We start from the raw sequence: 16,617 nt of genomic DNA on the forward strand, positions 1-16,617 counted from the left end.
GAGCGGATCCGTACGGGGGACGCGGTGATCGCGATGGCGTCCTCCGGCCTTCACTCCAACGGGTACTCGCTGGTGCGCCATGTGCTGTTCGACCGGGCGGGTATGCGCCTGGAGCAGCGGGTGGAGGAGCTGGGGCGGACGCTGGGGGAGGAGCTGCTGGAGCCCACCCGGATCTACTCGCTGGACTGCCTGGCGCTGACCCGCACGACCGATGTGCACGCCTTCAGTCACATCACCGGTGGTGGTCTGGCGGCGAACCTGGCGCGGGTGATCCCCGAGGGGCTGCACGCCCGGGTCGACCGGTCGACGTGGGCGCCGGGCGCGGTGTTCGACCTGGTGGGTACGGCCGGCCGGGTGGAGCGCCCGGAGCTGGAGAAGACGCTGAACATGGGTGTGGGCATGATGGCCGTGGTGCCGGCCGGGTCGGTCGGCGTGGCGCTGACCACCCTCGCGGACCGGGGCCTGGACGCCTGGGTCGCCGGCGAGATCACCGACCGCGGCGCCCACACCACCGGCGCCGAACTGGTCGGCGACTACTCCGCCTGAGCAGCACAGAACCCGGTCCGGGGCGGGCCCCGGACCGGGTCTGAATGAGTTCAGGCGTCAAGCACCGCGACGCTGGGACGACGGACCGGATTCCTCGTCCTCGTCATCGTCGTCGTTGTACAGCTCCGCATAGCGGGCGTACGGGTCGTCTTCCTCGTCGTCGTCCTCGAACGGCTCGCCATTCGGCGGCTGCGAGAGCGGTTGCGGAGTAGAAGCGCCCAGCTCACTGGCCAGACGCGACAGGTCTGTCCCGCCGCTGTTGTACTTCAGCTGGCGGGCGACCTTCGTCTGCTTGGCCTTGGCCCGGCCGCGCCCCATGGCTCGACCCCCTCGGTGACGGGGCTCGACGGCCCCAGAGTCTTGACACGCGTTCATGAGTCGGAACGGACTCTCCGCGGAGAGACCGGCCCGTAGGGCTTCAACGGTACCTGCTTCCGCGGCCATACGGTACGCCGACCGCATGACGCGCCCCGGAACAGGACCGACGAGGAGCCCCGTCCTCGCTGGTCAGCTGCGATTTTAACCTCTTCTCGGCAGTCGACCCGCCGACCGGCGTGAGCCATGTCTCCCTGCGGGGGACACGGCCGGCCCGGCCGGCGGGTCGCTGCTGCCGGCCACGGCTCGTCCGCAGCTACCGGCGGCGCGCCTCCGCCATGCGCTGCTCGGCGATCCGGTCGGCCGCCGCAGCCGGCGGAATCCCGTCTTCCTTCGCACGTGCGAATATTGCCAGCGTGGTGTCGAAGATCTTCGACGCCTTGGCCTTGCAGCGGTCGAAGTCGAACCCGTGCAGCTCGTCGGCCACCTGGATCACGCCACCGGCGTTGACGACGTAGTCGGGCGCGTAGAGGATCCCGCGGTCCTCGATGTCCTTCTCGACGCCCGGGTGCGCGAGCTGGTTGTTGGCCGCACCGCACACCACCTTCGCGGTCAGTACGGGCACGGTGTCGTCGTTAAGCGCACCGCCGAGGGCGCACGGGGCGTAGACGTCCAGGCCCTCGGTGCGGATCAGCGCGTCGGTGTCCGCGACCACGGTCACCTGCGGGAACTTGTCGGTGATCCGGCGCACCGACTCCTCCCGCACATCCGTGATGACGACCTCGGCGCCGTCCTCGAGCAGGTGCTCCACCAGGTAGTGGCCGACCTTGCCGACACCCGCGACGCCGACCTTGCGGCCGCGCAGCGTGGGGTCGCCCCAGGCGTGCTGCGCGGAGGCGCGCATGCCCTGGAAGACGCCGTACGCGGTGAGGACGGAGGAGTCGCCGGCGCCGCCGTTCTCGGGGGAGCGGCCGGTGGTCCAGCGGTTCTCCCGGGCGACGACGTCCATGTCGGCGACGTAGGTGCCGACGTCGCAGGCCGTCACGTACCGGCCGCCGAGCGAGGCCACGAACCGGCCGTAGGCCAGCAGCAGCTCCTCGGTCTTGATCAGCTCCGGGTCACCGATGATCACGGCCTTGCCACCGCCGTGCTCCAGACCGGCCAAGGCGTTCTTGTACGACATGCCCCGGGACAGGTTCAGCGCGTCGGTGACGGCGTCTTCCTCGGAGGCGTACGGGTAGAAGCGGGTACCGCCGAGGGCCGGGCCCAGGGCGGTCGAGTGGATGGCGATGACGGCCTTCAGGCCGGAGGCGCGGTCCTGGCACAGCACGACTTGTTCGTGGCCTCCCTGCTCCGATCGGAACAGGGTGTGCAGGACGCCGTCGGTCACATCGGTCACGGTGGTGACTCCCAAGTACGAAGCGGCGGATGAGGCCCTCCTGTGGGTGGGGGAGGACCTTGACGGCAAGAGGGTAAGTCCTACCTGCGCGTAGCGGAGAGCGAGTGCCTCGGATCACCCCCTCGCGGAGTACGGGCGTGGAAGGATTCGTGACATGCCAGCCGTCTCCTCGGTCCTCGTGCCGTACGCGTCCTACTTGCGGGTGTACGAACCGCTGGCGGCCTTCCCGGAGCCGGAGCGCGGCCACTGGGCCCGCTACGCGCGCCGCGGCACCTCCCCGACCGCCCAGGACGAGCTGCGCCGGTCGCTGGCGGGCCTGCTGGCCACCCCGCCGGTCGCGGTGCCCGTGCACGAGAGCGCCGACGCCTTCGTGCTGGAGGTGGACGGCGTGGTGTGCGTGTGCCCCTGGCGGACGCGGCTGCGCGGGTGGCTGGCCCTGGAGGACCTGGCGGGCGCGCTGCCGCCGGCGGTGCTGGACGCCGCGCTGCCGCCGGTGGTGCGGGAGCAGGCCGAGGCGGACCGCGAGCGGTGGCGGGAGCGGAACCCGGACGCCCGGCCCTGGATCCGCACGGCGCTGTGGCAGGTCCCGGTGCGGTGGTTCGCCCTGTTCGCGGACGAGGAGCGGGAGTACGTCGCGTCCGGCGGCCCCGGCAAGGCGCCGGTGCTGCGCTACCGGACGCCGATGGTGCAGGCGCGGCGGCGGGTGGCGCGGGCGCTGAAGACGCTGCGCGAGTCGCTGGACGAGGGGCCGCTGTCCGAGGGCCTGGTGGACGTGGGGCGGTGGCTGGAGGAGTTCCACCCGCGCTCGCTGGTGGAGCTCGACTACGGGGGCCTGGTGCACGCCCTGGGGCAGGAGTCCCTGGCCGACGACCGGTCCGCGGCGGACGTGGCGGCCGGCCTGGCGGCGCTGCGGGCCGGGGACGGGGCGGGAGCCGGGGAGGCGTACGAGCGGCTCACCGAGCGGTGGCGCGCGGTGCGGAACCTCCAGCACGCCAACTGAAATGATGATCTTGGGCTGAGGGCCGGCCGCGGATCCGGTCCGTCCGGTCCCGGGCGGTCGCTGCCGGCTATGGATCTCGCGGCCGATCTGCCGCATGATCTCGCTCCGGGGGACTCACCGGGTCGCGCTCCGGGACGCGGGGGGTGCGTCCGGGGGCCGTTGGTCCCGATCCGGGCCTTTGTGTCAAGCGTGACGGATAGCACTAACTGGGCTCTTGCGCCCATCGCCCGACCTCATGCCAAAATAGGACAAGGAGTCCGGGGAGGGCTCCTTCCGTCCGCGTATGGGCGGAAGGCTCAGCATTGCACGCTATGGGGGGTCTGTTGACTCCTGATCGCTCTGTGACTGATCGTCACTGTGACGTGACTGTCCGCTATGGCATGGTCCATCGGCTTCCGCCGCTGATGAACACCTGAGAGGGCAATTCCATCGGTTTGGCCGAACGTGGCTGGACAGATGGTGTAGTTGTAGTGCCGAGGACAAGCCGTTCGTCCTATAACCGACTCGGCTCGCGTCCGCCATTTCGGGCAACGCGGGTCAAGGTGCAGAATTTAGAGGAAAGAACCGAGATGGTTCGGTTCTCCCGAGGAGGCCGCTCATGACCGCTCGCACCCCTGATGCCGAGCCGCTGCTGACCCCCGCTGAGGTTGCCACGATGTTCCGCGTGGACCCGAAGACGGTGACCCGCTGGGCAAAGGCGGGCAAGCTCACGTCCATCCGAACGCTCGGTGGACACCGCCGGTACCGCGAGGCAGAGGTCCGCGCACTGCTCGCGGGCATTCCGCAGCAGCGCAGCGAGGCCTGAACACCCTGATGAACCGGGCATTTCCGGGTCCCCCAACCCGGTACGCCCACCCCTAGCTCCACCGGCCTGAGCCCGCCCCAACGGGCCCATGTCATCGATCGCGCTGGACTCCGCCGGGTCCAGCGCGATTTTTTTGTGCCCCCGGGGCCCGCCGGCTCGGCGTCCCGAGGAGGCCCTCCGTGAGGGTGCAATTGCACATATTAAATCGGGTGGTTGTAGGGAGGGTGTAAGTTGAGGGGTTTTCAAAACTCATTTCGTGACTCGCGTCACACTCTTCCGGTGTCGTCGGCCGGGTCCGCCGGCTCCTCCCGGGCCGCGTTCTCGGCGCCCTCCCGGCCCTCGTCGGCCGTGTCCGGGTACTCCATGGCCAGCCGCAGGAGGCGGTGGCAGACGGGGCAGTGCCGGGTGATGTGGCGGTAGCCGGACGCGGCCGCCAGATGGGCGCGGAGCAGTGCGCGGGTCTCGTGCCTGGCTGTGGATGCCGCCGCCATGCGCGTCACCTCCGGTGAAGGGCCCCCGATTCCCTGTTGCTTGGGTACCGGCGGTGGATGCCGGCGTCAAGGCGCATGACAGAAGGGCCCGTATCCCTGGGGGATACGGGCCCTTCTGTTCCTTCTGCTGCGATCCTGACGGGACTTGAACCCGCGACCTCCACCTTGACAGGGTGGCGAGCTAACCAACTGCTCCACAGGACCTTGACTCGCGGCCGACTGCGCGGCTGCGAATCACACTGTACAGCAGGTCAGAGGGTCCGGTCGAACTCACTGAAGGCGACGGCCCCGACACGGCCTCCGGGGCCCGGACGCGGACCTCGGGGTCAGGGTGCCGCGGCGTCGATCGCCTTCACGATCCGCTTGTCGGAAACCGGGAACGCCGTGCCCAACGCGTGGGCGAAGTAGCTGACCCTCAGCTCCTCGATCATCCAGCGGATGTCCAGGACCTCCTGCGGCACGGGCCGCCCCTTGGGCATCTGCTCCAGCAGCCAGGCGTACTCGTCCTGCATCTCGTGGACCTTCTCCATGCGCGTGGTGTCGCGCTGGACCGACGTGGGCATCTGCTGGAGCCGCCGGTCCACCGCCACCAGGTAGCGCATCAGGTCCGGCAGGCGCCGCAGCCCCGTCCGGGTCACGAAGCCGGGCGGCACGAGGGCCGCCAGCTGCTCCCGTACGTCCTGGACGTTGTTCACCAGCACCAGGCTGTTCGTGGCCTTCAGACGGCGCTCACAGGCCTGCCAGGCCGCCAGGATCTGCTGCACCTGGTCCACCGTGCGGATCGTCAGCTCGACGAGGTCGGCGCGGACCTTGTCGTACAGCTTCCTGAACGACTCCTCGTCCCACGCCGGGCCGCCGTGGTCGGCGATCAGCCGGTCGGCGGCGGCGGTCGCGCAGTCCTCGAACAGCGCCTGCACCGAGCCGTGCGGATTGCGGGAGAGGGCGAGCTTCTGCTGGTTCGTCAGCCGGTCGGAGGCGAACTTGGCCGGATTCACCGGGATGTTCAGCATGATCAGCCTGCGGGTGCCGCGCCACATCGCCTGCGTCTGCTCGGCCTCCGTGTCGAAGAGCCGTACGGACACGGTGTCGCCCGCGTCCACGAGCGCGGGGTACGCCTTGACCGGCTGGCCCGCGCGGCGGGTCTCGAAGACCTTCGTGAGGGTGCCGATCGTCCAGTCCGTCAGGCCCGTGCGCTCCAGCGCCTGGCCGGAGCCCGAGGGGCCCGCCGTGGCGGCCTGGGCGGCCTTGGACAGCGCCTGACGGGCCTTCGGCCGCAGTCGGAGCTTCAGGGCCTCCAGATCCTTGTCCTCGGCCAGCTTGCGGCGCCGTTCGTCGACGATCCGGAAGGTGATCTTCAGGTGGTCGGGGATCCGGGAGAGGTCGAAGTCGTCCGCGTCCACCGGGACGCCCACCATCCGCCGGAGCTCGCGCGCGAGCGTCACCGTCAGCGGCTCCTGCGACGGCGTCGCCCGCTCCAGGAACTTCCTGGCGTAGTCCGGCGCCGGGACGTAGTGACGGCGCACCGGCTTCGGCAGCGAGCGGATCAGCTCCGTGACGACCTCCGCGCGCAGTCCCGGGATCTGCCAGTCGAAGCCCTCGTCCGTCACCTGGTTCAGGACCTGGAGCGGGACGTGGACGGTCACGCCGTCCGCGTCCGCGCCCGGCTCGAACTGGTACGTCACCCGGAACTTCAGCGCGCCCTGCCGCCACGAGTCGGGGTAGTCGGCCTTGGTGACCGCGCCCGCCTTCTCGTTGATGAGCATCTCGCGCTCGAAGTCGAGCAGGTCCGGCTCCTCGTGGCGCTTGTGCTTCCACCATGAGTCGAAGTGGGCGCCGGACACCACGTGTTCGGGCACCCGCTGGTCGTAGAAGTCGAACAGCGTCTCGTCGTCCACGAGGATGTCGCGGCGCCGGGCCCGGTGCTCCAGCTCCTCGACCTCGGTGAGCAGCTTGCGGTTGTCCGCGAAGAACTTGTGGTGCGTCCGCCAGTCGCCCTCCACGAGGGCGTTCCGGATGAACAGCTCCCGGCTGACCTCGGGGTCGATGCGCCCGTAGTTGACCTTGCGCTGGGCGACGATCGGTACGCCGTACAGCGTGACCTTCTCGTACGCCATCACCGCCGCCTGGTCCTTCTCCCAGTGCGGCTCGGAGTAGGTGCGCTTCAGCAGGTGCCCGGCCAGCGGCTCGATCCACTCGGGCTCGATCTTCGCGTTCACCCGCGCCCACAGGCGGGAGGTCTCCACCAGCTCGGCGGACATGATGAAGCGCGGCGGCTTCTTGAACAGCGCCGAACCGGGGAAGATCGCGAACTTGGCGCTGCGGGCGCCCAGGTACTCGTTCTTCCCCGTGTTCCGCCCGCCGTCGCCCCCGGCGTCCTTCACGTCCTTCATACCGATGTGGGAGAGGAGCCCGGCGAGCAGCGAGACATGGACGCGGTCCTCGGGGGCGTCCTCGTCGTTGAGGTGGATGCCCATCTGCTTGGCGACCGTGCGCAACTGCGTATAGATGTCCTGCCATTCGCGGATGCGCAGGTAGTTGAGGTACTCCGACTTGCACATCCGGCGGAAGGCGGACGACGACAGCGCCTTCTGCTGCTCGCGGATGTAGCGCCAGAGGTTCAGGAAGGCCAGGAAGTCGGACGTCTCGTCCTTGAAGCGGGCGTGCTGCTGGTCGGCCTGCGCCTGCTTCTCGGCCGGCCGCTCGCGCGGGTCCTGGATCGACAGGGCCGCCGCGATCACCATGACCTCGCGGGCGCAGCCGTTCTTGTCGGCCTCCAGCACCATCCGGGCCAGGCGCGGGTCCACCGGCAGCTGGGCCAGCTTGCGGCCCGCCTCGGTGAGGCGCTTCTTCGGATCCTTCTGGGCCGGGTCGATCGCGCCCAGCTCCTGGAGGAGCTGCACGCCGTCGCGGATGTTGCGGTGGTCCGGCGGGTCGATGAAGGGGAACTTCTCGATGTCGCCGAGCCCGGCCGCCGTCATCTGGAGGATGACCGACGCCAGGTTCGTCCGGAGGATCTCGGCGTCCGTGAACTCGGGGCGGGCGAGGAAGTCCTCCTCGTCGTACAACCGGACGCAGATGCCGTCCGACGTACGGCCGCAGCGGCCCTTGCGCTGGTTGGCGCTGGCCTGGCTGATCCGCTCGATCGGCAGGCGCTGCACCTTGGTGCGGTGGCTGTAGCGGGAGATGCGGGCGGTGCCCGGATCGATGACGTACTTGATCCCGGGGACCGTCAGGGACGTCTCGGCGACGTTCGTCGCGAGGACGATCCGGCGGCCCGAGTGGGCCTGGAAGACGCGGTGCTGCTCGGCGTGCGAGAGGCGGGCGTAGAGGGGCAGGACCTCCGTGTTGCGCAGCTTCTTCTTGACCAGTGCGTCCGCCGTGTCGCGGATCTCGCGCTCGCCGGAGAGGAAGACCAGGATGTCGCCCGGCCCCTCGGCCTGGAGCTCGTCGACGGCGTCGCAGATGGCGGTGATCTGGTCGCGGTCGGACTCCTCGGAGTCCTCCTCCAGGAGCGGGCGGTAGCGCACCTCGACGGGGTACGTACGGCCGGAGACCTCGACGATCGGCGCGTCGCCGAAGTGGCGGGAGAAGCGCTCGGGGTCGATGGTCGCGGAGGTGATCACGACCTTGAGGTCGGGGCGCTTGGGAAGCAGCTGGGCCAGGTAGCCGAGGAGGAAGTCGATGTTGAGGCTGCGCTCGTGAGCCTCGTCGATGATGATCGTGTCGTAGGCGCGCAGCTCGCGGTCCGTCTGGATCTCCGCGAGCAGGATGCCGTCCGTCATCAGCTTCACGAAGGTGGCGTCCGGGTTCACCTGGTCGGTGAAGCGGACCTTCCAGCCGACCGCCTCGCCCAACGGGGTCTTCAGCTCGTCCGCGACGCGTTCGGCGACCGTGCGGGCGGCGATCCTCCTCGGCTGCGTATGGCCGATCATGCCCCGGACGCCGCGCCCCAGCTCCAGGCAGATCTTCGGGATCTGGGTGGTCTTGCCGGACCCCGTCTCACCCGCGACGATCACGACCTGGTGGTCGCGTATCGCCTCCAGGATGTCGTCCTTCTTCTGGCTGACCGGCAGCTGTTCGGGGTACGTGACCTCCGGCACCCGGGCCGCGCGCTGGGCGGTCCGGGCAGCGGCCTTCCCGGCCTCGGCGGCGATCTCGTCCAGCACGGCCTGCCGGGCTTCGGGCTTGCGGATGCGGCGGGCGCCTTCGAGACGGCGGCCGAGCCGGTGCGCGTCGCGCAGCGAGACCTCGGCCAGCAGGGTCTGGAGGTCGGCGAAGGAAGTAGACATACCTGACCCAGGATCTCACTCGGGGCGACGGAGTGGCGAACCGATTTCCCCGTACCATTTCCGGCGAGTCGAAGACCCCGGACGATCTTGGAAGGCGGTGCCCCCGTGCCCTGTGCCGGCAGCCGGTGGTGCCGCGTCGCGGCCACCGTGCTCGTGCTGGTGGGGGCGCTGCTGATGTGCGGTCCGGGCGCGGGTCCGGCCGCCGGTGTCGGGCCGGGGGCCGGTGCGGCCCTCATGGCCGCCGGCGCCGAGGACGGAGCGGGGGCGGGCGTGTCCGAGGACGTCGCGGGCGCTTCCTCGGACGCCGACGTCGCGGGCACGGGCGTTTCCGCCGACGGCGCCGGGCCGGGTCCCGGCCGGGCGCCCGGGTGCGGCTCCTCCGACGAGGAGGGCGGCCTCGCGCCCGCCGTGCCGCCCCGCCCCTGCTCGCTCAGCGAACTGCTGCCCGCCCTCCACGTCGCACGCGCCGCGCCCGGCGCGTGGGGCCCGGACGGGACGGCCCCGCGGGTCCGGCCGGACCGGGGCCCGCCGCCCCTCGTGGCGCCCTCCCCCCTGGACCTGTCGATCCTGCGCGTATAGCCGGCGCGCCCGCCCCCGCACCGCCCGCCGGTCACTTCCCCCTGCGCTCAGGAGTCCCACCATGCCCAAGTCCACGCCCTACCTCATCGGCGCGGGTGTCGTCGCCGCGGCCGCGCTGCTCGGCGTCGTCTCGTACACCGCCACCAAGCCGGCCGAGCCCTCGCCGTCCGTCGTCGCCGAGTCGTCCGCGGGGCCCCGGGACGGCGTCCACCCCGAGCTGGAGAAGTACGCCAGGCGCGACGCCGGGGACCCGCTCGCGGCCGGCCGCGCCGACGCCCCCGTCGTACTGATCGAATACGCCGACTTCAAGTGCGGCTACTGCGGGAAGTTCGCCCGCGAGACCGAGCCGGAACTCATCGAGAAGTACGTCCGCGAGGGCACCCTGCGCATCGAGTGGCGCAACTTCCCGATCTTCGGCGAGGAGTCCGAGCGGGCGGCCCGCGCCGCCTGGGCCGCCGGGCGGCAGGGGCGGTTCTGGCAGTTCCACAAGGCCGCGTACGCCGAGGGCGCCAAGGAGCAGGGCTTCGGCGAGGAGCGGGTGACCGCCCTCGCGCGGACGGCGGGCGTCCCCGACCTGGACCGCTTCGGCCGCGACCTGGACAGCGCGGCGGCGCGGGAGGCGGTGGCCGCGGACCAGGAGCAGGCGTACGCGCTCGGCGCCACGTCCACCCCCTCGTTCCTGGTGAACGGCCGGCCCATCGCGGGCGCACAGCCCATGGAGACGTTCACGGCCGCGATCGAGGCGGCGAAGAGGGAGGCCGGGCGATGACGGACATCGGCTACCTGGCCGCCTTCCTCGGCGGCCTCCTCGCGCTCCTGAGCCCGTGCAGCGCCCTGCTGCTGCCCGCGTTCTTCGCGTACTCGATCGACACCCGCGCCCGGCTGCTCGCCCGCACCGGGATCTTCTACGCCGGGCTCGCCACCACCCTCGTCCCGCTGGGCGCGGCCGGGTCCTACGCGGGCCGCCTCTTCTACGGCCACCGGGACCTGCTGGTGGCCGTGGGCGGCTGGGCGATCGTCGCGCTCGGCGTGGCGCAGATCCTGGGCCTGGGTTTCGCTTCCCGCCGGATCGCCGAGGTGAGCGGCCGGATCCGCCCGGTGTCGGCGCTCTCGGTGTACGCCCTGGGCCTGGTCTACGGGCTGGCCGGGTTCTGCGCGGGGCCGATCCTGGGCAGTGTGCTGACGGTGGCGGCGCTCAGCGGGAGCCCCGCGTACGGGGGCCTGCTGCTGGCCGTGTACGCCCTCGGCATGGCCGTGCCGCTGTTCGTGCTGGCCCTGCTCTGGGACCGCTACGACCTGGGGCGGCGCGGCCCGCTCCGGGGCCGCGCGCTGCGGGCGGGCCGCTTCGAGCTGCACAGCACGTCGCTGCTGTCGGGCCTGTTCTTCGTGACGCTTGGCGCGCTGTTCCTCGCCTTCGACGGCACGACCGCCCTGCCGGGGCCGCTGTCCGTCGACGACTCGTACGCGGTGGAGAAGTGGGCCGCGAGCCTCGGCCGCGCGGTCCCGGACTGGGCCCTGCTCGTCGCGGTTGTCGCGGTGGTCGCCGTCACGCTCGGCGTCCGCGGCTGGCGCGGCCGCGCGCGAACCTGACCGGCCCGTCCCGGCGCCCCCGCCGCGCCCGGCCGGCTCCGGGAGCGCGGCGGGTCGCGGCGGGATCGCGCGGCACGGCGCGGGGGATGCGCGGCGAACGACGAAGGCCCCGTCCGGAGACGGGGCCTTCGTGGCGGTGGCTGGGGCCGGGGTCGAACCGGCGACCTTCCGCTTTTCAGGCGGACGCTCGTACCAACTGAGCTACCCAGCCACGCGGCTCTTTCGAGCCGCAGCGGTCCTGACGGGATTTGAACCCGCGGCCTCCACCTTGACAGGGTGGCGAGCACTCCAAACTGCTCCACAGGACCAAGCAATGTGCGAGCACTAGTCTCGCACATGGTGATGCGTGCCCCCAACGGGATTCGAACCCGTGCTACCGCCTTGAAAGGGCGGCGTCCTGGGCCACTAGACGATGAGGGCTAAGAGGCCCGCCTGGGCGCTTCGTCAGCGCGTCGGGGACGTGAGAAGCATATGGGATGCGGGGACCGTTCGCCAAAACGGTTACGGGGAACGGGCCGGGGAGGGCCTGCGGACGGGCGGGGCGGGGGGACCGGCGGGCTTCGCGGACGGTGTCGCGGAGGGGTTGTCGGTCGGGTCGCCGGAGGGGGTTCGGGAGGGGTTTTCGGAGGACGTTCCGGCAGGGTTTCCGGCGGGCGTTCCCGAGGGGGTGGCCTGCGGGTTCTCCTCCGGGACGTGGCGGCTCACCTCGGCGGTCGTCAGGCCCAGCCCGCCCAGGGTGATCTCGTCCCACGCCTGGAGGCGGCGGGTGTCGCGGTCCAGGTAGAGGACGGAGGCGTGGACCTTCTCCGGCTCGTCCTTCTCCAGGGCGCGCAGGCCGCCACCGCCGGTGGAGCCCTCGATCTTGAGGCGGGTGCCGTCCGGCAGGAGCTTGTTCACCCGGCGGTGGACGTGGCCGGCCAGCACCAGCGGAACCCGGCCGTCGGTCTCCTGGGCGGCCACCGGGTTGTGGGCGACCGCGATGTCGGCGGGCGTACCCGCCCGCGCCTGCGCCCCCAGCGCGGCGGCCAGCCGGGCGCCCGCCGCCCGCTCGGCGTCGTCGCCGGCCGCCAGCACCGAGCGGTCCGGCGTGAACTGCGGGTCACCGGTGCCGGCCACCCGGAGGCCGGCGACGGTGACGGCGCGGCCCTCGTCGAGGACGTGGACGTTCCGCAGACCCTCCAGGTACCGCTGGGTGACCTGCGAGTCGTGGTTGCCGCGCACCCAGACGTAGGGGGCGCCGAGGTCGCTGATCGGGTCGAGGAAGCCGTTCTCGGCGGCGGTGCCGTGGTCCATGGTGTCGCCCGAGTCGATGATCACGTCGATCCGGTACTGCTCGACGAGCGAGCGGATGATCTCCCAGGCGGCCGGGTTCAGGTGGATGTCGGAGACGTGCAGGACGCGCATGGTGCCCGGGTCGGGCTGGTAGGTGGGGAGGGTGGAGGCGGCGTCGTACAGCTTCGTCACATTGGTGACCAGCCGGGCGAGTTCCTTCTGGTAGACGTCGAACTCACTGACGATCGAGCGGGCGTTGCCGACCACGGAGGGCGCGGACGACAGGAGCCCGGAGAACTTGGGTTCCAGCACGGACTTGGGGTTCCACGTGGCGTACGCGGACACGCCGGCGGCTCCCAGCAGCGCGAGCGCCAGGCCACCGGCCGCGAGGGCGCGGCGGGGGCGGCGGTAGACGGCGAGGCCGAGGGCGGTGGCGCCGGAGACGACGGCGACGCAGGAGCGCAGGGCCAGGTCGCGGGTGCCGTCGGCGACGTCCTGGGTGATCTCGTCCTGGAGGCCGGTGATCCGTTCGGGGTGTTCGACGAGCGCCTGGGCGCGGACCGGGTCGAGCTGGTCGACGTCCACGTCGAGGCGGATGGGCGCGGTGTGCGAGTCCAGCTCCAGGGCGCCCAGCGGCGAGACGTTGATCTTCGTTCCGCCATTCAGGGAGGGCCGCAGGGTCATGCTCGTGTCCATCGGCCCCACCGGCGTACGGACGCTGCCGACGATCAGGAGGCCCAGCCACGCGCCGAGCAGGACCACGCAGACCAGACCGAAGGCGCGGGCATACGGGTGAGGGGCGTGGACCAGGGCGGATGTGGGGGCTGAGCGGCGGGAGCGGTAGTGCCGCAGCAGGCGGGCGTGGGTGGTGCGAAGGGCAGCTCGGGCGGCCATGGGCGCCGTATGCCCAAGTGGACGGGTCACTATGCCCGGCCATCCGGGACAATGGCCGCGTGCTGGAGATGACACGCGAGGAGTTCGAGGAACTGGTCGCCGAGGCGCTGGACAGGATCCCGCCGGAGCTGACGCGGCTGATGGACAACGTCGCGGTGTTCGTGGAGGACGAGCCGTCGCCGGACGACCCGGACCTGCTGGGGCTGTACGAGGGCACCCCGCTGACCGACCGGGGCGAGTGGTACGCGGGCGTGCTGCCCGACCGGATCACCATCTACCGGGGGCCGACGCTGCGGATGTGCGACTCGCGGGAGGACGTGGTCGCCGAGACGGAGGTGACCGTGGTGCACGAGATCGCCCACCACTTCGGCATCGACGACGAGCGGCTGCACGAGCTCGGGTACGGCTGACGGTCGCGGCGAGCCGGGCACCGGGGCGGGCGTGTCCTTGTGGGGCCTGGGGAGTTGGGCAGGGAAACCCCGTCCCGCACCCATGGAGGTGCCCTCGTGCGCCAACTGCCCGCCCCCGTCCGATGGGCCGTCACCGCGCTGGCGGTAGCGGCCTCCGCAGGCTCCGTCAGCGGCTGCATGAGCGTTTCCGACGAGGACGCGAAGCCGGGTCCGGCCAGGTCCGCCGGTCCGTCGGGGGCCGCTGCGGCGGAGCCGGACGGCGTCGTCGACGCACCGGGCGGACTGCACGAGGTGCGGACCGGTCCCGGCGCGCAGGGTCAGGCGGGTGGCGCGCCGGGCGAGGAGGACGGGGCGTCGCCGGAGCCGAGCGGCGCGCCACGGCCGGCGAAGCCGTCGGGCAAGCCGTCGGCGAAGCCGCCGGCGGACGGGAAGCCCGGGGCGCGGCCGGCGCAGCCGCCCGCCCCCTCGCCGTCCGGTGGCGGGGGTACGGGCGGAGGCGGCGGCGCGGCCGGTGGCGGCGGGGCCTCGCCGAGCCAGCCGCCGCCGCAGCAGCCGGAACCGACGGAGCCCCCGCCGCCGACGCCCACGCCGACCCCGCCGGCCGAGCCGAGCCCGGACCCGTCGGACCCCCCGTCCGCGTCGCCGGCCGCCGACACCCGTACGCAGTCGCTCCGGGCGCCGGACCCGCGCCGGGCGGACTTCGTGGCGGAACCGGTCGCCTCGCCCCAGGCCGCTCCAGCGTGAGGCCGCCGCCGGGCGCGTGTGGCATGCCCCGGGTGGGCCTGGCGTACGCGCCCGGCCGGTCACCGGGCGTACGCGAACCGGGACGGCGCCCCGCGGCGGCGCGGCGGTCATGGGGTGGGCGTTCCTCCGGCTGCCCCTGGTCGGGACCTTGCGGCGGGGCGCGCACGGGCCGGGGCGGGTGGGAGGCGGTGGCGGGCCTGGTCGCGACGTGCGTCCGGGTGCGGCCGGGTCGGTCCAAGGGCGCGGCGGACCGAGGGCGCGGAGCGGGCGCTCGGGCGGGGGTCCGGACGGCTGGGGCGGGGTTTCGGGCGGGGCCGGGGCGGACGTCACAGTCCGAGTGGCGCAGGCCGGTTTGCGCTGAGTGGGGGAGAGTGCGTATGGTGGTAGATCGTTTGATCCCATGTTCCCCTTTGCCCGGCGCCACTACCGAGAGCGCCGCGTGTGGCGCGTACTCTCCCTTGCCGTGGCTGACCGCATCGAGGCGGTCGAAATGCGAAACACGGAGTTGACGGGCGCGTGCCGAGACTCCGGAAGGTTTCGCATTTCGTATGTCCATTTCCAGTTCTGACCACGCCGTCATGCCCGAGAACGCCGACCTCGACGAGAGCGTCGTCGCTCTCGAGGACGAGGCCGTCGAGTCCCCCGAGCAGGACTCCCCCGAGCAGCGGACCGCCGCCGAGCCCGAGCTCACCTTCGGCGACCTGGGCCTGCCCGAGGGCATCGTCCGCAAGCTCGCGCAGAACGGCGTGACCACCCCCTTCCCGATCCAGGCCGCGACCATCCCGGACGCCCTGGCCGGCAAGGACATCCTCGGCCGCGGCCGCACCGGCTCCGGCAAGACCCTCTCCTTCGGTCTGCCCATGCTGGCCACCCTGGCCGGCGGCCACACCGACAAGAAGAAGCCCCGCGGCGTCATCCTCACCCCGACCCGTGAGCTCGCGATGCAGGTCGCGGACGCCCTCCAGCCGTACGGCGACGTCCTCGGCCTCAAGATGAAGGTCGTCTGCGGCGGTACGTCGATGGGCAACCAGATCTACGCCCTGGAGCGCGGCGTCGACGTCCTCGTCGCCACCCCGGGCCGCCTGCGCGACATCATCAACCGCGGCGCCTGCTCGCTGGAGGCCGTGAAGGTCGCGGTCCTCGACGAGGCCGACCAGATGGCCGACCTGGGCTTCATGCCCGAGGTCACCGAGCTGCTCGACCAGGTGCCGGCCGGCGGCCAGCGCCTGCTCTTCTCCGCGACGATGGAGAACGAGATCGCGACGCTCGTCAAGCGCTACCTGACCGACCCGGTCGTCCACGAGGTCGACAGCGCCCAGGGCAACGTCACGACCATGACCCACCACGTCCTGGTCGTGAAGCCCAAGGACAAGGCGCCGGTCACCGCCGCGATCGCCGCCCGCAAGGGCCGCACCATCATCTTCGTCCGCACCCAGCTGGGCGCCGACCGCATCGCCGAGCAGCTGCAGGACACCGGCGTCAAGGCCGACGCGCTGCACGGCGGCATGACGCAGGGCGCGCGTACGCGGGTCCTGGAGGACTTCAAGAAGGGCTACGTCAACGCCCTCGTCGCCACCGACGTCGCCGCCCGCGGCATCCACGTCGACGGCATCGACCTGGTCCTGAACGTGGACCCGGCCGGCGACCACAAGGACTACCTGCACCGCTCGGGCCGTACCGCCCGCGCCGGCAAGTCCGGCGTGGTCGTGTCGCTGGCCCTGCCGCACCAGCGGCGCCAGATCTTCCGCCTCATGGAGGACGCGGGCGTCGACGCCACGCGCCACATCGTCGGCGGTGCCGGGGCGTTCGACCCGGAGGTCGCCGAGATCACCGGCGCCCGGTCGCTGACCGAGGTGCAGGCCGACTCCGCGAACAACGCCGCCAAGCAGGCCGAGCGCGAGGTCGCCGACCTCACCAAGGAGCTGGAGCGGCTCCAGCGCCGTGCCGTCGAGCTGCGCGAGGAGGCCGACCGCCTGATCGCCCGTGCCGCCCGTGAGCGGGGCGAGGACCCGGAGGCCGCCGTCGCCGAGGTGGCCGAGGCCGCCGAGGCCGAGGTGCAGGCCGCGGTCGCGTCCGTACCGGCGCAGCCGGCGCAGGACTCCCGCGACGAGCGCTCGTCCTCGTACGAGCGCCGCGACCGCCGTGACGACCGGGGCAACTACGAGCGCCGCGACCGCCGTGACGACCGGGGCGGTTACGAGCGCCGCGACCGTGACGACCGCGGTGGCCGTTCCTTCGAGCGCCGCGACGACCGCCGCGACAACGACCGTGGTGGTTTCCGTC

14 protein-coding genes and 4 tRNA genes are annotated in these 16,617 nt (G+C 72.0%); 9 read left to right on the top strand and 9 right to left on the bottom strand.

All coding sequences use genetic code 11. The features are described from left to right. A partial coding sequence (locus AC07DW_RS27910) for an AIR synthase-related protein (RefSeq protein ID WP_478860444.1) occupies positions 1 to 546 on the top strand: 546 nt, incomplete at its 5' end. 57 nt (positions 547 to 603) lie between these two features. Here the strand turns inward: AC07DW_RS27910 and AC07DW_RS27915 are convergent. Together AC07DW_RS27915 and AC07DW_RS27920 are read right to left on the bottom strand one after the other, a co-directional pair. Continuing rightward, positions 604 to 864, bottom strand: coding sequence for a DUF3073 domain-containing protein (locus AC07DW_RS27915; RefSeq protein ID WP_126886811.1), 261 nt, complete (start codon positions 862 to 864; stop codon positions 604 to 606). 313 nt (positions 865 to 1,177) lie between these two features. Next, complete coding sequence (locus tag AC07DW_RS27920; RefSeq protein ID WP_478860445.1) at positions 1,178 to 2,260, bottom strand: Leu/Phe/Val dehydrogenase; 1,083 nt, start codon at positions 2,258 to 2,260, stop codon at positions 1,178 to 1,180. Positions 2,261 to 2,414: 154 nt separating this feature from the next. Here AC07DW_RS27920 and AC07DW_RS27925 point away from each other — a divergent pair, with 154 nt between their 5' ends. Together AC07DW_RS27925 and bldC are read left to right on the top strand one after the other, a co-directional pair. Next, positions 2,415 to 3,260, top strand: a complete 846-nt coding sequence (locus AC07DW_RS27925; RefSeq protein ID WP_478860446.1) for a DUF8083 family protein — start codon at positions 2,415 to 2,417, stop codon at positions 3,258 to 3,260. 598 nt (positions 3,261 to 3,858) lie between these two features. Then, positions 3,859 to 4,065 (top strand): developmental transcriptional regulator BldC, encoded by a 207-nt coding sequence (gene bldC / locus AC07DW_RS27930; RefSeq protein ID WP_003949541.1) that lies wholly within the window; start codon positions 3,859 to 3,861, stop codon positions 4,063 to 4,065. A 266-nt stretch (positions 4,066 to 4,331) separates the two neighbouring features. On the opposite strand, the gene AC07DW_RS27935 is transcribed toward bldC, so the two are convergent. The 3 genes from AC07DW_RS27935 to hrpA all read right to left on the bottom strand — a co-directional run bounded on the left by AC07DW_RS27935 (position 4,332) and on the right by hrpA (position 8,845). Further along, positions 4,332 to 4,556 carry a DUF6274 family protein gene (locus AC07DW_RS27935; RefSeq protein ID WP_478860447.1) on the bottom strand — a complete coding sequence of 75 codons (225 nt, stop codon included), beginning with the start codon at positions 4,554 to 4,556 and terminating at the stop codon, positions 4,332 to 4,334. A 130-nt stretch (positions 4,557 to 4,686) separates the two neighbouring features. Continuing rightward, positions 4,687 to 4,760 (bottom strand) — tRNA-Asp (locus AC07DW_RS27940). A 122-nt stretch (positions 4,761 to 4,882) separates the two neighbouring features. Further along, a complete protein-coding gene (gene hrpA / locus AC07DW_RS27945) occupies positions 4,883 to 8,845 on the bottom strand; it encodes an ATP-dependent RNA helicase HrpA (protein ID WP_478860448.1) in 3,963 nt (1,320 codons plus the stop codon). A 105-nt stretch (positions 8,846 to 8,950) separates the two neighbouring features. Here hrpA and AC07DW_RS27950 point away from each other — a divergent pair, with 105 nt between their 5' ends. The 3 genes from AC07DW_RS27950 to AC07DW_RS27960 all read left to right on the top strand — a co-directional run bounded on the left by AC07DW_RS27950 (position 8,951) and on the right by AC07DW_RS27960 (position 11,014). Next, on the top strand, positions 8,951 to 9,424 hold the full coding sequence (locus AC07DW_RS27950) for a hypothetical protein (RefSeq protein WP_478860449.1): 474 nt from the start codon (positions 8,951 to 8,953) through the stop codon (positions 9,422 to 9,424). A gap of 61 nt (positions 9,425 to 9,485) precedes the next feature. After that, the gene (locus AC07DW_RS27955) at positions 9,486 to 10,193 is read left to right on the top strand and encodes a DsbA family protein (RefSeq protein ID WP_478860450.1); all 708 of its coding nucleotides are present in this window, start codon (positions 9,486 to 9,488) and stop codon (positions 10,191 to 10,193) included. Continuing rightward, positions 10,190 to 11,014 (top strand): cytochrome c biogenesis CcdA family protein, encoded by an 825-nt coding sequence (locus AC07DW_RS27960; RefSeq protein WP_478860451.1) that lies wholly within the window; start codon positions 10,190 to 10,192, stop codon positions 11,012 to 11,014. The genes AC07DW_RS27955 and AC07DW_RS27960 overlap by 4 nt, the downstream gene beginning before the upstream one ends. 137 nt (positions 11,015 to 11,151) lie before the next feature. On the opposite strand, the gene AC07DW_RS27965 is transcribed toward AC07DW_RS27960, so the two are convergent. The 4 genes from AC07DW_RS27965 to AC07DW_RS27980 form a co-directional block, all read right to left on the bottom strand. Beyond that, positions 11,152 to 11,225: transfer RNA gene (locus AC07DW_RS27965), tRNA-Phe, on the bottom strand. A 22-nt stretch (positions 11,226 to 11,247) separates the two neighbouring features. Beyond that, positions 11,248 to 11,322: transfer RNA gene (locus tag AC07DW_RS27970), tRNA-Asp, on the bottom strand. Between the two features lie 39 nt (positions 11,323 to 11,361). Beyond that, a tRNA-Glu gene (locus AC07DW_RS27975) sits at positions 11,362 to 11,434 on the bottom strand. An 81-nt stretch (positions 11,435 to 11,515) separates the two neighbouring features. Then, positions 11,516 to 13,180, bottom strand: a complete 1,665-nt coding sequence (locus AC07DW_RS27980; RefSeq protein WP_478860452.1) for a metallophosphoesterase family protein — start codon at positions 13,178 to 13,180, stop codon at positions 11,516 to 11,518. Between the two features lie 59 nt (positions 13,181 to 13,239). On the opposite strand from AC07DW_RS27980, the gene AC07DW_RS27985 reads away from it, so the two are divergent. From AC07DW_RS27985 to AC07DW_RS27995, 3 genes are all read left to right on the top strand, one after another. Then, positions 13,240 to 13,590, top strand: a complete 351-nt coding sequence (locus AC07DW_RS27985; RefSeq protein ID WP_064072095.1) for a metallopeptidase family protein — start codon at positions 13,240 to 13,242, stop codon at positions 13,588 to 13,590. A 177-nt stretch (positions 13,591 to 13,767) separates the two neighbouring features. After that, positions 13,768 to 14,334 (top strand): hypothetical protein, encoded by a 567-nt coding sequence (locus AC07DW_RS27990; protein ID WP_478860453.1) that lies wholly within the window; start codon positions 13,768 to 13,770, stop codon positions 14,332 to 14,334. A gap of 548 nt (positions 14,335 to 14,882) precedes the next feature. After that, positions 14,883 to 16,617, top strand: a 1,735-nt coding sequence (locus AC07DW_RS27995) for a DEAD/DEAH box helicase (protein WP_478860454.1), incomplete at its 3' end; no start/stop codon positions are given.

It is taken from the genome of Streptomyces sp. NPDC045701, assembly GCF_056432045.1.

Coding starts and splice junctions, on each gene's coding strand:
- AC07DW_RS27960 (WP_478860451.1), top strand. CDS start 10,190: ATGACGGACATCGGCTACCTGGCCGCCTTCCTCGGCGGCCTCCTCGCG.
- AC07DW_RS27955 (WP_478860450.1), top strand. CDS start 9,486: ATGCCCAAGTCCACGCCCTACCTCATCGGCGCGGGTGTCGTCGCCGCG.
- AC07DW_RS27935 (WP_478860447.1), bottom strand. CDS start 4,556: ATGGCGGCGGCATCCACAGCCAGGCACGAGACCCGCGCACTGCTCCGC.
- AC07DW_RS27990 (WP_478860453.1), top strand. CDS start 13,768: ATGAGCGTTTCCGACGAGGACGCGAAGCCGGGTCCGGCCAGGTCCGCC.
- bldC (WP_003949541.1), top strand. CDS start 3,859: ATGACCGCTCGCACCCCTGATGCCGAGCCGCTGCTGACCCCCGCTGAG.
- AC07DW_RS27980 (WP_478860452.1), bottom strand. CDS start 13,180: ATGGCCGCCCGAGCTGCCCTTCGCACCACCCACGCCCGCCTGCTGCGG.
- AC07DW_RS27925 (WP_478860446.1), top strand. CDS start 2,415: ATGCCAGCCGTCTCCTCGGTCCTCGTGCCGTACGCGTCCTACTTGCGG.
- hrpA (WP_478860448.1), bottom strand. CDS start 8,845: ATGTCTACTTCCTTCGCCGACCTCCAGACCCTGCTGGCCGAGGTCTCG.
- AC07DW_RS27915 (WP_126886811.1), bottom strand. CDS start 864: ATGGGGCGCGGCCGGGCCAAGGCCAAGCAGACGAAGGTCGCCCGCCAG.